We start from the raw sequence: 14,726 nt of genomic DNA, 5'->3' as shown, positions 1-14,726 counted from the left end.
TAAATGAATTTATATGTTATTTGATCATATCAATTGGTAACTCTTTTATGATAGCTAATATTATTTTGTTTACATAATTGTCACGAAAAAGCATTATGAATAGGTCTTTTTTATAACGAAAATTTGACGGATAGCATATGATTGAGTATGATGGAGAAGTTGAAGATGAGGTCCGACCTTGTTCTTTAACGAGCGCATAAGGAGGGGAAGAAAGCGTAAAATCGGAAAACAATTATAGCGCCTGAGCTGAAGAAATCGGACGAATAGATCTTCAGCAGACGAGGTGGAGGATTATCGAAAATTCGGCGGATGCCTCCCGATCGACATACCCGATTGTCATTTTTCATTTTGAAAGCATTTAAGTGATTGAATGTACAGAAAATGAAAAAGGTATAGTTAAAAGCAAAAGATAAATAGAAGAAACTTCACATATCGAAAGAGCTCGGTTCAGAATGGCTGAATCAGTAATTTGTTTGCATGTACAGGAGGCTTTATTTTTTATAAAAATAAAGTATAGCTTGTCCATTCAAAAAAGTTCGATAAGATGAGGTCTAATTTGTCATTGCATTAAATTGACATTATCGGAGGAAGAAAAATTATGTGTGGAATTGTAGGATATATTGGGGAATCAGATGCAAAGGAAATCTTATTAAAGGGCTTAGAAAAACTAGAATACCGTGGCTATGACTCAGCGGGTATTGCAGTTCGCAATGAAGAAGGCGTAACGGTTTTTAAAGAAAAAGGACGTATTGCCGACTTACGTGAAGCGGTAGATGAGGAAGTTGCAGCAAAAATTGGTATTGGTCATACTCGTTGGGCAACACATGGTGTGCCAAATCGTTTAAATGCTCACCCACATCAAAGTGCATCAGGACGCTTTACACTTGTGCATAATGGCGTTATTGAAAACTATCATTTATTACAAAAAACATATTTAAAAGGCATTCCAATGAAATCTGATACAGATACAGAGGTTATCGTCCAATTAGTAGAGTTATTTGTGAAAGAAGGTTTGAGCACAGCTGATGCTTTCCGTAAAACTCTATCTCTATTACATGGTTCATATGCACTTGCACTATTAGATGCAGAAGCGGCAGATACGATCTTTGTAGCGAAAAATAAATCGCCACTTCTAGTTGGAATTGGTGAAGGCTTCAATGTTGTAGCTTCAGATGCAATGGCGATGCTACAAGTAACAGATCAATACGTAGAGCTTCACGATAAAGAGGTAGTTATTGTACACAAAGCAAGTGTTGAAATTACAAAATTAGATGGTTCTGTAGTAGAGCGTGCGCCATATACAGCTGAGCTTGATATGAGTGATATTGAAAAAGGGACATATCCTCACTATATGCTTAAAGAAATGGATGAGCAGCCTACAGTTATTCGTAAAATTATCCAAGCATATGAAGGGGACAATGGCGATTTAACGATTGACGCAGAGATTTTAGAGGCATTACGAGCTGCAGATCGTTTATATATTATCGCAGCAGGCACAAGCTACCATGCAGGATTAATTGGTAAGCAATATTTCGAAAAAATGGCGGGTATTCCAGTAGAGGTTCATATTTCTAGTGAATTCGGCTATAATATGCCATTACTTTCAGAAAGACCATTATTTATCTTTATTACACAATCAGGTGAAACAGCAGACAGCCGTCAAGTGCTTGTGAAAATTAAAGAGCTTGGTTACCCAACATTAACAATTACAAATGTACCTGGCTCCACACTATCACGTGAAGCAGATCATACATTGTTATTACATGCAGGTCCGGAAATTGCAGTAGCTTCTACAAAAGCTTATGTTGCACAGGTAGCGGTTCTTGCTTTAGCAGCCTATGTAACGGCAAAGGCAAATGGCAAAGGCTTAGAATTTGATTTAAAACAAGAGCTTGCGATTGCTGCAAATGGCATCCAAACTATCATTGATTCAAAAGACGTGTTAGAAGATATTGCAGAAGACTACTTAAAAATCGCACGGAACGCATTCTTCATTGGCCGTAATATGGACTTCTATGTAAGCCTTGAAGGGGCATTAAAACTAAAAGAAATCTCTTACATCCAAGCAGAAGGCTTTGCTGGTGGAGAACTAAAGCACGGAACAATTGCCTTAATCGAAGAAGGTACTCCAGTGTTTGCTCTTGTCACACAAGCATCCGTCGGGCTAAACATCCGAGGTAATGTTAAAGAAGTAGTGGCTCGTGGGGCATATCCATGTATTATCGCAATGGCTGGCATTGACGAAGATGGTGACCGTCTAGTAATACCACATGTACACGAATTACTAACACCACTTGTGTCTGTAGTGCCACTACAATTAATTAGTTACTATGCTGCTCTACATCGCCGCTGTGATGTGGATAAACCACGTAACTTAGCAAAATCAGTGACTGTTGAGTAAGGTTTTATGTTAAAAAAGTTGTGAAATAAAGGGTTATTCCAAAAAAGAGCAGCCTTTCCTCATACCGAGTGGAAGACTGCTCTTTTAATAGGGTCCATATAAAGTTGAGGCCTCTAACGACAACACTATAGTAATCTAATAAATTTTTATACTAATAGCCAATTCCGTCTGTTTCCCAAACAAATCCTACAGGCCAAAATGGAATTTTATAGAATCCCGAAAGATCATTTCGTTCTGCTATTTCTTCCACCTTGATCTCCGTATCATCAAAGGTATCCTCGTTTATTTCCTCGACTTTTTCTGGAATCTTGATATAGCCAGATGTTAATTCGGCTATATGGAAGGCATGTTGAAAAACAGCAGCCTCACCAACAGGTTCGTACTCAGGAATGAAATATGGCATAACGATGGTATGTTCAAAGTTCATCGTATGTAGAGCACCAACATCCATTGAAAAACCTACATTTGCTTTATAAAAACCAACGACTTTAAAATTCATTACTTCAGAAATCAATTCTAAGGGAATTATATCACCGATTTTATAAATCTCTTTATATGCATTCCCTAATACAATACTAATTGGTTCGTCCGGTTCTTTAAGCGTAAAATCAGATATTTGAAGATTCCTACCCTCTTCAATACTATCATCAAAGCGATTGAAGACACTTTCTCCTAATAAAACTGTCTTTAGGGGCGTTGTCATAATCTCTTTACCCTCCCAATCAAACGAAACCATATTAATTGGATTTTGGGTTTTCATTTTAGGATCTGCGGCTAGATATTCTTCATATCCATCTACAAAACTTGGATCACCATCATATTTCCCTCTATAAAATAAGGGATTTTCACTCACAAGAACATAATCAAAAGCCGTTTTCATTTCATCATACATAGCCTTTACTTCTTCAATAGGTACATCTGTTACGCCATTTGAAAGTTCTTCAAAGGCAAACACAGTTTTATAGTACGGTTCAAAATTATGTACATCAGCAATGTAATCAATGTAATCCTCGTAACTATCAAACGACGTGGGTTTTTCCGCTTCCTCTGTTTGTGATTTTTCAGGTGTGGCTGTTTCGCTCTGAGTTTGTTCTACATCTGCCCCACTATCACCCTCAGTTCCGCTACATGCTGCTAATAAGAAGATACACATAACTCCGCCAATGCTATAGAAAAGCTTTAGAAAACGTAAAAACAAGGTTTTTACTAAATTACCAAGCGTAGAAGATACGAGGTGTTGCATTTGAAACAATTCCTACAGCTGGGTGAGGGGTTGCATTGGCGATAGAACCTTTATTTAACATATTGGACCCTGTAGTATCAAGTCGTCCATTAGACCAAATTTCTGCCCGGGCAGTGAAGCGTGGCGCAGTTGCTTCTACCCAGCCAGCTGCAACATGGTCCCCTCCGTGATTATTTGGAGATACATATAACCGAACATCACTACCTAAAACTTGATAAGAAGCAAGAGTAGTAGCACGCCCTTCCATATTATCTGCTGTTGCCGTACCGTATCCACCACCTGCAGAAACGTCCATTGTATAGACTTTGCCATCCACCGTAATTGTTTCCGGCAACTCTGGAGCAGAAGTTGGTGCAGCAGAAGCGGCTGGTATACTAGAAGCCACCGTTCCAGCGATCATCAATGCCGCCGCCATGTTTCTAAAAATATTACCTTTTTTCATACTAATCATCCCTTCTGTTCTTCTTTTTCCCTTATAATTACGGAAAAATTATAAGGTTATTAAAACGTAACATTAATGGAATAATTAGTCAAATATGTATCCATTTACAATTCTATTGTTAATCAATGAGACATTAGTGCTTTTTTCATAAATAGCGTATGTTCTATTGAGCGAATATAATTGCCAATAATGATAGCTGAAATACACTTCAAGACGTGTTAATTTAACATTATCAAGCATTTGGATAAGGATAGGTTGATTACCGATACCAATATATTTAAATAATAGAAAAAGACTAACTTGGTAACATATAAATAGAAAATAATGATAAAAAATAAAATAAAAGGTTGTTTTATTTTCTCTTTGTCTTTCTTTATAATAATAGAAGACCATTTGAGACAAGGATTAACAAAAGTGTGCCAGGTTTAGTATTATTTGATATGATTTTTATCAACCTATGTTCCTTTTCTTTGCCAATAAGAGCAACATAGCCAAGCCAAAAACCAGTATTTAAATTGAAAATTAAATATGGTATTATAATATTAGTAAAATATTAACAATTACCTCTTCTTTTTTTTGCTCAAAAAGCGAACATATGTTTATTATTCGAAAAATGTCATAAGCAAAGGATGTGTTTTATTGAAAATGCTGAAATTATCCTAGTAGAATATATAAGTTCAATAAAGCTAAAATACACTAAAGCCCACTTAAAATTATTAAGTGGGCTTTTAAAGCTTATAAAGCGAATTGAAATATATTATATAGCGTTTGCGATTAACAATAAATCATTACAAACTCCCAGTAATTGAAAAACTTCTAGCTAAAGTACTTGGTCCTCCTAAATAACCAAGACCTTCGTTAGGATGAGCAAAAATCTGGCGATTACTTACCCCATTATTTAATGTTAGATAAAGCTCATGTGATGGAGCTCTGTCATGCTTACCTTCAAAGCTATAAGTACCATTACTATTAGTAACAACTCTCATGAGAATATCTATCTCATGTCCGGATATTGGTATATAGGGATTTCCGACTTTATGATAATAAGTATAGTCAGCTTTTGTATAAGTATGTGTATTTTTTACTCCATACATTAATTCATCTGATGCTGTTTTTGAAGAAATAAGTTTTTTGTTATCGTCATACGCAGTTGTTTTACCTACATTCTTACTAAAATCATGCGTTGAATCATAAGAGAAAACTGTTTTGCCCCACATTTTTGTTCGGTATTTTTCCGAATCAAAACTGAAAGTCCTATTATCTCCTCCGAAGAATGCAATTCCATTTAACGGAATAGGATCTTCAATATAATCCATTGGAAGGAATGTTTTATAAACCCAAGAGAAACTTGTAGTAGGTGTTGCTAGCGGTTGAATTGGCAATGAAGGAGGAGTTGTATCTACAATTCTAATTATGCTAACTGGTCGGCTTTGACTCATTTGTTCAATTTCTTTATCACTAAGATCAAGAAGCTCATTGTCTGATAGAAAATTCTTTGTTTCTACCTTTTCACTATCGGAAAGAGGAATTGAGAATTCAATTTCATATGTGTATGTAGAATTCTTAACTATGCTTACGTCTGTATAATTACTATCACTTATAGTAGCTATTAATTCTTGATTCCTGAAAACACGGTATTCTTCAACCCCAGGGATATCATTCCAGTCTAGATTAACCCCTTCACTTGATGCAATGCTGGTAATAGAAGTATCAATTTCGGTTGAGGATGCTAGAGTTCTCATATTTAGTTTATTTGTATTTTTAAGAGTAGTTGTAATAATATGTTGGCTGTTGGTGATGTTGCCGTCATTATAAGCAACTATATAAAAACTAACTAAACTATTCGACTCTAAATCAACTAATTTATAACTATTCTGGTCTCCGTTATAAATAATATCACCTTTATTATCGATAATTTTAAATAAATCCCCTTTAAAATTCCATTGTACGTCTATAGAGTTGAAATCTGGTGTTACACTAACTGATGGAATGGTTTTATCGGACGCACTTGCTTCCATTATATCTGAAAAGCTAAAAAACATTACAAAAGTTAGTAACAAAGTAAGAGTTAATGGTAATTTCATGCAATTTCTCCTTTTATTTAATTTTTAAACTCGAATATATACTATCATATATAAAATAGAAAAACTTGATTTTTTAATAATTAAATATTATGATATAATAAATTTATTGGAAAAATATCATAAAATTACTTAAATATTATTAAGTAGAAATGGAGTAAATATGAAAAACAAAACACTGCAGTCATCATTTCATAGACCTTATATTAAATTCCTTTCTGCAATTTTCACAGCTATCACAATACCAATATTTTTGGGAGTATTTAAATACTTTTCAGCAGGTGAAGGAAGAACCGATGAATTTTTTTCTAATTTTGGATATGAATTTACAATAACGTTGATTATTAATCTAACATTTCTTTTCATCATCATTTTTCCTTTGTCTATACTGATTGATGGATTAATTATAATGAAGGTTAAAAATAAAAAAACATTTATATTTCCATCATATGTTATTTCTTATGTTCTCATAGGAATAATAAGCGGATCAATATACTCGTATTTTATTTCAAGCTTTAATCCTATTAGTTCGATATTATATGGCCTTGAATTAACATTTCTATTTGTTATATATCAATTTACTTTTAATTGGTTAATCAACAAAATTAAAATAATTTTATCTAAAAACGCCCAGAGTTAAATCTGAGCGTTTTTTTAGATTTTTGTTGAGAATTTATGTTAATACCCTTGTTAAAAAGGTGAGAAAGTTGAGGTATCTTATAAGTGATTTAGTTCTTCTAATAATACCTTTTCCCTCCATGATTCCAATCACCTTATTTTTTTCGTCAGTTATTTCACCAGTAAAAGCACAAGCTGATTGATTTTACTGGTGAAATAAAGCTCGTTCATCCTCGACAAAAAATTGGGGGCATTTTCTACAATCCTTAGTTTTTACGAAGTTCCATTGGATGACTAATACTGCCAAGTTAATCTACCTTTCTTATAAGTCCTGTACTTTCTAATAGGGGGCTACAACTTCGTATTCTATTTGTGGGTTGGTATTTAATCATAAAAGAAATATAAAAAACTGGAACAATCGTGAAGGAACTGAAAAAATTAATTGGATAGACAATAATACAGTGGTAATAAACGGTCATACGTTAGATGTGTCAAATGATAAATTTAAGTTTAGAAAACAATAATACTCGCCCTTTTCTTCAACAATCGGGCGCGATTCGGTAGTGACCCCTTAAAGTTAGAGTTTTTATTATGCAGCTAATTGGCTGGCATGTTTTCGGTAATTTACCGGACTCATGCCGGCCAGTTTTTGTTTAATACGAACATTATTATAATAATTGATATACTCATTTATTTTCTTTTGTAATGCTTTATAAGAGATTAATTGTTCTCCATAATACATTTCCTGTTTTAGTAAGCTAAAGAAGTTCTCCATGGCCGCATTGTCTGCGCATGTTGCTTTACGAGACATGCTTTGAAAAATCCTGTTCTGCCTTAATGTTTTCACCCACGTATTGTGTTGATAGTGCCATCCTTGATCAGAATGAATTGTTGTCCGATATTCAGCACGCTTTAGAATAATTGGAAGTGCTTGTTTAAGTGAATCTAACACAAAATCTAGGCTTGGCCGTTTTGACATACTAAACCCAATAATCTCACCATTATATAAATCCATGATCGGACTTAAATATAATTTTTCATCATCTGTACATTTAAATTCAGTTACATCAGTCACCAATTTTTGAAGGGCATATGACGTTCTGAATCTACGATTCAAAAGGTTTTTAGCGACTTTCCCAACTGTTCTTTTGTATGATTTGTAGCGTGATTTACGTACGAATTTTACACATTTTAACCCTAGGTTTTTCATGATTCGTTGTACCTTTTTATGATTAATTGTATGTCCTTGCACTCTTAATTCCGCATGAATTCGGCGGTAGCCATATCGACCTTCATGTTTTTCAAAAGTCTCTAAAATCAAGACTTTCCTCTCTACGTCTGGATCCTTTTGCCCCATCTGTTTGATATGATAATGATACGTCGCTTCTGGATTTTATTGATAACAAAAACCCCAGTTTGATACTGGGGAGACGGTTTGTCAGGTAAAAATATTATTTTTCTGGATAATCTACATGTAATGGTGGTGGAACTAACCAACCTTTATTTTTATTTAGACGAAGTAGTTTTGCACCGATTTGAGCTTTTGCTGTATGAAATTGACTATACATTAGTGCAATATCTTCTCGAGTAGATGTTCCCATTCCTTGACTGCATGCAACTAATCCTGTAGCAAGGTCGGCTGTAAGTGCAGCACTTATTTCAGGATCATTAAATTTTGCTCCAGGAGGAATATCTTCCACCCTTGCAACAGGTCGTTCGGGTGAAGCAGGAGGTAGAGCAATACCATTAGTTTTTAGAATTTTTTCTAATTGTTTTACTCATCTCTACAAAGTTCAATAATATCTTCAATAATTTTCTTAAGGTCTTCATCTCCAGCATGATTGTAAAATGTTTGATAGCCAGAAATTATACCATAGTTCACAACTAAACCCGACCAAACACTAAATACTTCACCATAATGCAATGGTTCATCTTTTGGATTTCCACCCATAATACCCATAATTACAATGTAAGGATAGTATGGTTAAAATTTAAAAAAATTTATTTAAAAAATTATGTTACTGAACATTTTGAGGACATCATGTAATAGTATTTCAATAATAGGGCGCTTTCCTGGAAACGTGGAAGATTAATTAGAGTTCAAAACAAACTATTGATGCATTGCTGCTGAACAATAAGCGCATATAAAAACACTGTTTATCAGTCTATTTTCCCAGAATTAAATAAATACTTTTAGACCGGAACATATATTTAAATAATAATATTTCGGTTATCTTGGTAGTTAATTACCAATTTACTTGCAATGCATATACTTTTGCGTTTATTTTTCTATTGAATGTCGGTACATCTAATGCAAGTGAAGTAGTTTTAAACGACACAGAGATTGAAAAATTGAGAGAAAATTACATATCACTAGGTATTGATGAAGTATCAGGAGAAAAGCTAATTCAAAAAGTATTAAATGGGGAGCTATTAGATTCACAAAACCCTGAAAAAATTAAAGAAAAAGAACATGAGCTTGTTTTACTACCAGATGGCGAAACAAATATCATAGTTTTTGATGACGGTTCGAGAATTGCTTTACAAATGGAAGAAGAAAATTTAATTACACCATATGGGTATTCTGAAGTACCTGTGAGCAACAGTTGTTCTTCAGGTTCTGGATATAATACATGTACTGTTACAGTAAAATACAATGATTTAATATGGACTATTTCATATAAAACAACAGTAACTCGTGTACAGGGTGGACAAACTACAATAACAGATCCTAGAGACCTATATGTTGATATGGTTTTATACGATTGGTTAACATTGGATCAAAAAGCTACTAATCCAACGGCAACTAGTTCAAAACCAGCTAGAACTGCTTGGAAATTCAAGGCTTCTCATAAAACAGGTTTGTACACTGTTACAAGAGATCTTGCAGTATATGCAACAAACTCAAGTATTTATACTAGACTAGAATGGCAATAATTTTTTAAATATTAAAAGACAAAATCAATTATTTAGGTTTTGTCTTTTTATATTTAATATGAATTAGCCGTAAGGGAGATAAATTATGGACATTATAGTTTTAATAGCAATATTATTAATTATTTTTTTCACGAGTAGCACAATAGAAAAAAAAATAGAAAAAATGAATGATAAAAATTCAGAGATAATTGAGTTATTAAAAGATATAAAAAATGAACTTAAAAACAAATAAAACATTGAAATTTTTTTGCCTTATTCCTAAAAGGAGTAAGGTATTTTTTTCTCATTAGAAATTTGTACATAAATCCATCGTTTTGTATACACGGAATATACTCTACTAAAAAATCAGGTTTATTAATTTGAAAAAAACCATATTTGTCTTCTAGCTTAGGAGTTAAAAAGTAAAGGTTCAAAAATGCAGGCAAAAGGTTCTAGCCCCTGCTGTTACAGAATCAGACTTGAACTGAGAGTTCTTTGGATGTAGATGAGTTTCAATATGAAGGGAGATTTTCTAAGTGTCATACATCAAAAGAAATGTTAGATCTTTACAATAGCAACAAGACTGTAGGTATGTTTAACAACAGGAAGTAAAGAAGCGTTAATGATACACAAATATGGATTTTCCCCAACATAGATGATGACGAATCTAATTTTCGTGTATTTTTATATTCAACAATCGTGCGCAATTGTTGGGCAACAAATCAACTATAAAAGTAAAAGGATCGAGCCATACACAATTATTATAAATAATCGAGAAACACACTTTCCTTCCAATGATAATGAAAATTAAAAGCAAAACCCACAATAAAGGAGCTTTATGTCCTATATTGAGGATTTTTATTAATTCCTAAGTATACAACTTTTTTGCAACACTTATGTGGATATCTTATCCAATAAAAAGAATTTAAAAATGCGTCTTTTAGCGTTTGAAAGTATAAGACCTTTTTTTAACTTAACAGTGAGTAATAACTAATACTGTCACATTATATAATTTTATTTGTCCTATAAACCTTGGTACAGAGTAGTTGTTGCTGTATCAAGGTTTATATTTTTTCCTAGATTATTTTTTATAAAGATTAAAAACTTCTACAATAATTATAATTAATGTTTTCCTCTCAAAATTCCTCTGTCATCTAATGGTATATAAAACCTTCAACTGATTGGTTGAAGGTTATTCAAATATTCCTTTGAACTATAGTATAATCAAGAAATTAAGTTTGATTAAAATTAGCCTTTCTTATAATATTTAGTAAGTTTTTCATATTCAAAATAGCAGTCAGATTACATAGCTGGTCACAAAGTTTTTAGGTAATTGGAGTGGCATATTTTTAACTATAGTGGGGTGAAAATTAACAATAATAAATGAAGTACACTAGTCGAAAAGGAAAAAATACATTGAAGAAAAATAAGATTCCATTACAAACAAAAATATTGGGACTAATTAGCACCCTGATCCTTTTTATTGTATGTCTTCTTGCAAGCGTATTTGCTTACTTGCAATATGTTGATGCTAGGACGCAAGTAAAACAATTAGCATTGCAATCGGCTATGACTATTTCTCTCATGCCGGAACTTAAAGAATCTATTGGGAAAAGCGATTTAGAGCTAAGTTTTCGTCCAATTGCTGATCAGGTAATAGATCAGGTAAATGCGGAAAATATTATTATTGAAGATCGAGAGAAGATTATTTATTCGCATAGAAACCCAAGTCAGGTCGGTAAGAAGAGTTTTGACCATACAAATAATCATGGATTAATATTTGGTGGCTCTAATAATTTTGAAGTGGAACGCGAGAGTGGTTCTGTTTTAATAGGGAAGGTTCCTATCATTGCAGACAATGGAGAGTACACTCGTGTAATTGGAACCGTAGCAGTTGAATACGCGGAAAAAGACATCTATCAAAATATTTACAAGCGTGTTAAGTCTATTCTCATTGCATCTTTAATTGTTTTAATTTTAGGAATCATTGGTGGTATTTTTTTAACCAAAAGTATTAGAAAAGATACTATGGGCCTGGAACCGCATGAAATCTCGTCATTATATAGGGAAAGAAGCGCCATTTTGTTATCGGTCAAGGAAGGGATCATAGCAATAGATCATAATGGATTCTTAACTTTAATTAATCATTCTGCAAGGTCAATGTTGAACCTTATTGATGATTCCTCGATTGGCCAACATATTAAATTTGTATTACCATCCATTAATATCGACTATGTCCTGCAGAAGGGTAAGCCAATTCATAATGTAGAGATAATAATAAATGATAAAGTATTTATTTTTAACTTTATTCCAATCATTGAAAATGAACAGATTGTGGGTGTAGTTTCTAGTTTCCGAGATAAAACAGAGCTGAAAAAGCTTATTGATACGATCACGGAGGTTCGCGAATATTCAGAGGGACTTCGTGCCCAAACTCATGAGTACGCTAATAAACTTTACTTATTATCAGGGTTAATTCAATTAGAGAGATACCAAGATGCATTTGAATTTATACAAAAGGAGTCAACTAATCATCAGCAACAGAACCGTATACTTTTTAATCAAATTCATGATATAAATGTTCAAGCTATACTATTAGGGAAACTAGGTAAAGCATCGGAAAAGAAAATTACTTTTGAAATTGATCCCGATAGTTATGTAGACCTCTTACCAAGTCATATTGGAATCACTGATATCGTTACAATCATTGGAAACCTTATTGATAATGCTTTTGATGCAGTAGCCAACCAAGAAGAGCGAAAGGTGATCTTTTCAATTACAGGAATTGGGAATGATATCATTATTGAAGTAGCAGATAACGGAAAGGGGATTGCTGAAGACGTGTTAGATTCTATATTTGATTTACACAGCTCATCTAAAGGTAAAAACAGAGGGTACGGCTTATTTAATGTTAAACAAATTGTAGATTCTTTAGGTGGAACAGTAGAAGTAAATAATGACAAAGAAGGAGGGGCCATTTTCACGGTATTCCTTCCGAAAAAAATTAAGGGATAAAATGAAACCTACTCAGTGAAATTTTCTAGAGCTCCACTGATGTTGAAATTAAGGGTTTACTCCCATCTAAGACGTTAAACGGGTTGGTGTTTATATACCAGCAAAGCGAGATAAAAGAAGGAGAGGAGAAAAATGATTAAGGTTGTCATAGCGGAAGATGATTTTCGAATTGCACAAGTACAAGAACAGTTTTTGCAAAAGGTACCAGATGTAAAGGTCGTTCAGAAGGCACTGAATGCAAAGGAAACAATGGAAATACTAGAGAATTACGAAGTTGATTTGCTTTTTTTAGATATCTATATGCCTGATGATCTTGGAACAAATTTGTTATCAAAGATTCGAGAAAATTATCCTTCAATTGATATTATTATGGTGACTGCTGCAACAGAAAAAATAATGCTTGAAGCGGCTGTGAGATATGGTGTTAGTAATTATTTATTGAAGCCAGTGACCTTGGAGAAGTTTGTTGAAGCAGTTGAAGAATATAAAAAGAAGAAAAGACTACTAAGCCATAGTGATGAGGTGAACCAAGTATTGATTGATCGATATTTTGGGGTAGCTAATCAAACCTCCGTCAATCAAAAAGATTTACCTTCAGGTGTAGATCGTCATACTTTGGACAAAGTGAAAAAAGTAATGAAAGAACTAAAAGGCGGTATTTCCATTGAGGAAATGGGTGAACAAATTGGAGCATCACGTACCACTGCAAGAAGGTATTTAGAGTTTCTCGTTTCAATTGATGTTTGTACGGCAAAACATGAATATGGAGTCGTCGGTAGGCCTGAGAGGAAATATTACTATAAAGGATAACAAGGTTCGATCAATAATATGGACAAGGAATGAACAATGAGAAAAATAATGAGTATTTTCACGCTTATTGTCATACTTTGCTGTGGTTGTTCACAAGATGATGGGCAAGAAGCTATAACAGATACAGTAACAATCATTGCTCCAAGCTCTATAGGTGGAGGTTGGGACAAAACAGCAAGAGCTATACGGGACATTTTAGTGAATAACAATTTGGTTGACGAAGACATTCATGTACTGAATAAAATAGGTGCTGGTGGAGAGCTAGGATGGAAATATACAAAGCAGCAAAAAGATCATGTGCTGGCAATGAATTCAAGCCTACTCATTACCAATCATTTATTGGGACAAAGTAAGTTAACTTATAAAGATTTTACACCGATTGCCACCCTAGCTACTGAATGGGATGTTGTCATTGTTTCAAAGGATTCAGAAATAAAAAGTGCAAAAAATTTAATGGAGAAGCTGAAAGAAATACCTCAAGCATATAAAATAGGTGTCTCCCCGAGATTAGGCAATGATGATCAGATTTCTTTTGTATTAGCGAGTAAACAGGCAAAAGTAGAACCTGAAAAACTAGATTTTTTTGTATATGAAAATAGCAATCAAGTAGTGGATGCATTATTAAAAAAGCAAATAGATGTTGCAACGATGACTTTATCCGAGGCTAAAAAATATTATGATTTGAATCAGGTGCAACTGCTCGTCATTTCATCAGAGAAACGATTAAAGGAGCTTCCCGAAATTCCTACATGGACAGAAGAAGGAATTGATTTAGTTTTTAAACATTGGCGCGGCATTATGGGACCGCCTAATATGTCAAAAAGGGAAATCGAATTTTGGGAGATGACATTTGCAAAAATGGTAAGAACTGAAGAATGGAAACAAACTTTAAAGAAATATATGTGGGAAGATTTTTATATGAACAGTAGTGAAACCTCAAAATTTCTTGATGAGGAAAATAAGAAATATGAGAAATTATTAGAAATTTATTAAGAAGAGCTACTCTTTAATATTTTAATGGAAAATTAATGGTTTTTTCTTCTTTATTATATTCAGATATGACTTACAAGGTTGACTTATGAGACCTATGTTTTTGTCTTTCTACCATTTCATACATGTGGTAGAGAGATCATGCATAGTCCTAGGTTAGCCTTTTTTGATTTGTGTTAGGGAAGACATTAGGTGGCGTAAATCTTAAAT

Annotated in this window: 10 protein-coding genes and 3 pseudogenes; 7 read left to right on the top strand and 6 right to left on the bottom strand. The window is 33.5% G+C overall.

Translation table 11 applies throughout. The features are described from left to right. The first annotated feature begins 598 nt into the window (after nt 1-598). Nucleotides 599-2,401 carry a glutamine--fructose-6-phosphate transaminase (isomerizing) gene (gene glmS, locus MKY49_RS21625; protein WP_322610530.1) on the top strand — a complete coding sequence of 601 codons (1,803 nt, stop codon included), beginning with the start codon at nt 599-601 and terminating at the stop codon, nt 2,399-2,401. Nucleotides 2,402-2,552: 151 nt separating this feature from the next. On the opposite strand, the gene MKY49_RS21620 is transcribed toward glmS, so the two are convergent. The 4 genes from MKY49_RS21620 to MKY49_RS21605 all read right to left on the bottom strand — a co-directional run bounded on the left by MKY49_RS21620 (nt 2,553) and on the right by MKY49_RS21605 (nt 6,533). Then, the gene (locus tag MKY49_RS21620; protein WP_341387075.1) at nt 2,553-3,644 is read right to left on the bottom strand and encodes a hypothetical protein; all 1,092 of its coding nucleotides are present in this window, start codon (nt 3,642-3,644) and stop codon (nt 2,553-2,555) included. After that, nucleotides 3,613-4,086, bottom strand: a complete 474-nt coding sequence (locus tag MKY49_RS21615; RefSeq protein WP_341387074.1) for a hypothetical protein — start codon at nt 4,084-4,086, stop codon at nt 3,613-3,615. The genes MKY49_RS21620 and MKY49_RS21615 overlap by 32 nt, the downstream gene beginning before the upstream one ends. Before the next feature lie 788 nt (nt 4,087-4,874). Beyond that, nucleotides 4,875-6,170, bottom strand: a complete 1,296-nt coding sequence (locus tag MKY49_RS21610; RefSeq protein WP_341387073.1) for a hypothetical protein — start codon at nt 6,168-6,170, stop codon at nt 4,875-4,877. A 198-nt stretch (nt 6,171-6,368) separates the two neighbouring features. Further along, nucleotides 6,369-6,533 carry a hypothetical protein gene (locus MKY49_RS21605; RefSeq protein WP_341387072.1) on the bottom strand — a complete coding sequence of 55 codons (165 nt, stop codon included), beginning with the start codon at nt 6,531-6,533 and terminating at the stop codon, nt 6,369-6,371. A 611-nt stretch (nt 6,534-7,144) separates the two neighbouring features. Here MKY49_RS21605 and MKY49_RS21600 point away from each other — a divergent pair. Beyond that, nucleotides 7,145-7,309: pseudogene (locus MKY49_RS21600) on the top strand (DUF5412 family protein); the annotation flags it as partial. A 65-nt stretch (nt 7,310-7,374) separates the two neighbouring features. Here MKY49_RS21600 and MKY49_RS21595 read toward each other — a convergent pair. Both MKY49_RS21595 and MKY49_RS21590 read right to left on the bottom strand, forming a co-directional pair. Beyond that, nucleotides 7,375-8,157 (bottom strand): annotated as a pseudogene (locus tag MKY49_RS21595) (IS3 family transposase); the annotation flags it as partial. Between the two features lie 79 nt (nt 8,158-8,236). Next, a pseudogene (locus MKY49_RS21590) lies at nt 8,237-8,745 on the bottom strand (DUF3231 family protein). Nucleotides 8,746-9,077: 332 nt separating this feature from the next. On the opposite strand from MKY49_RS21590, the gene MKY49_RS21585 reads away from it, so the two are divergent. The 5 genes from MKY49_RS21585 (at nt 9,078) to MKY49_RS21565 (ending at nt 14,519) form a co-directional block, all read left to right on the top strand. Continuing rightward, nucleotides 9,078-9,722 carry a hypothetical protein gene (locus tag MKY49_RS21585; RefSeq protein ID WP_312506583.1) on the top strand — a complete coding sequence of 215 codons (645 nt, stop codon included), beginning with the start codon at nt 9,078-9,080 and terminating at the stop codon, nt 9,720-9,722. A gap of 85 nt (nt 9,723-9,807) precedes the next feature. Further along, entirely contained in the window at nt 9,808-9,954 is a 147-nt protein-coding gene (locus MKY49_RS21580) for a hypothetical protein (protein WP_169745643.1), read from the top strand. Between the two features lie 1,163 nt (nt 9,955-11,117). Beyond that, entirely contained in the window at nt 11,118-12,716 is a 1,599-nt protein-coding gene (locus MKY49_RS21575; protein ID WP_341387069.1) for a sensor histidine kinase, read from the top strand. Nucleotides 12,717-12,848: 132 nt separating this feature from the next. After that, complete coding sequence (locus tag MKY49_RS21570; RefSeq protein WP_274794917.1) at nt 12,849-13,526, top strand: response regulator; 678 nt, start codon at nt 12,849-12,851, stop codon at nt 13,524-13,526. Nucleotides 13,527-13,562: 36 nt separating this feature from the next. After that, the gene (locus MKY49_RS21565; RefSeq protein WP_341387067.1) at nt 13,563-14,519 is read left to right on the top strand and encodes a tripartite tricarboxylate transporter substrate binding protein; all 957 of its coding nucleotides are present in this window, start codon (nt 13,563-13,565) and stop codon (nt 14,517-14,519) included. Nucleotides 14,520-14,726: the final 207 nt, after the last annotated feature.

Source organism: Lysinibacillus sp. FSL M8-0134, from assembly GCF_038069745.1.
GTDB lineage: Bacteria > Bacillota > Bacilli > Bacillales_A > Planococcaceae > Lysinibacillus > Lysinibacillus irui.
Note: the sequence above shows the minus strand (reverse complement) of the source record. Positions and strands in the feature narration are given on the sequence as shown.

Excerpts from the sequence above, each read along its gene's own strand:
- MKY49_RS21620 (WP_341387075.1), bottom strand. The coding sequence starts at position 3,644 with ATGCAACACCTCGTATCTTCTACGCTTGGTAATTTAGTAAAAACCTTG.
- MKY49_RS21610 (WP_341387073.1), bottom strand. The coding sequence starts at position 6,170 with ATGAAATTACCATTAACTCTTACTTTGTTACTAACTTTTGTAATGTTT.
- MKY49_RS21565 (WP_341387067.1), top strand. The coding sequence starts at position 13,563 with ATGAGAAAAATAATGAGTATTTTCACGCTTATTGTCATACTTTGCTGT.
- glmS (WP_322610530.1), top strand. The coding sequence starts at position 599 with ATGTGTGGAATTGTAGGATATATTGGGGAATCAGATGCAAAGGAAATC.
- MKY49_RS21615 (WP_341387074.1), bottom strand. The coding sequence starts at position 4,086 with ATGAAAAAAGGTAATATTTTTAGAAACATGGCGGCGGCATTGATGATC.
- MKY49_RS21570 (WP_274794917.1), top strand. The coding sequence starts at position 12,849 with ATGATTAAGGTTGTCATAGCGGAAGATGATTTTCGAATTGCACAAGTA.
- MKY49_RS21580 (WP_169745643.1), top strand. The coding sequence starts at position 9,808 with ATGGACATTATAGTTTTAATAGCAATATTATTAATTATTTTTTTCACG.
- MKY49_RS21605 (WP_341387072.1), bottom strand. The coding sequence starts at position 6,533 with ATGAAAAGAAATGTTAGATTAATAATCAACGTTATTGTAAATTCATAT.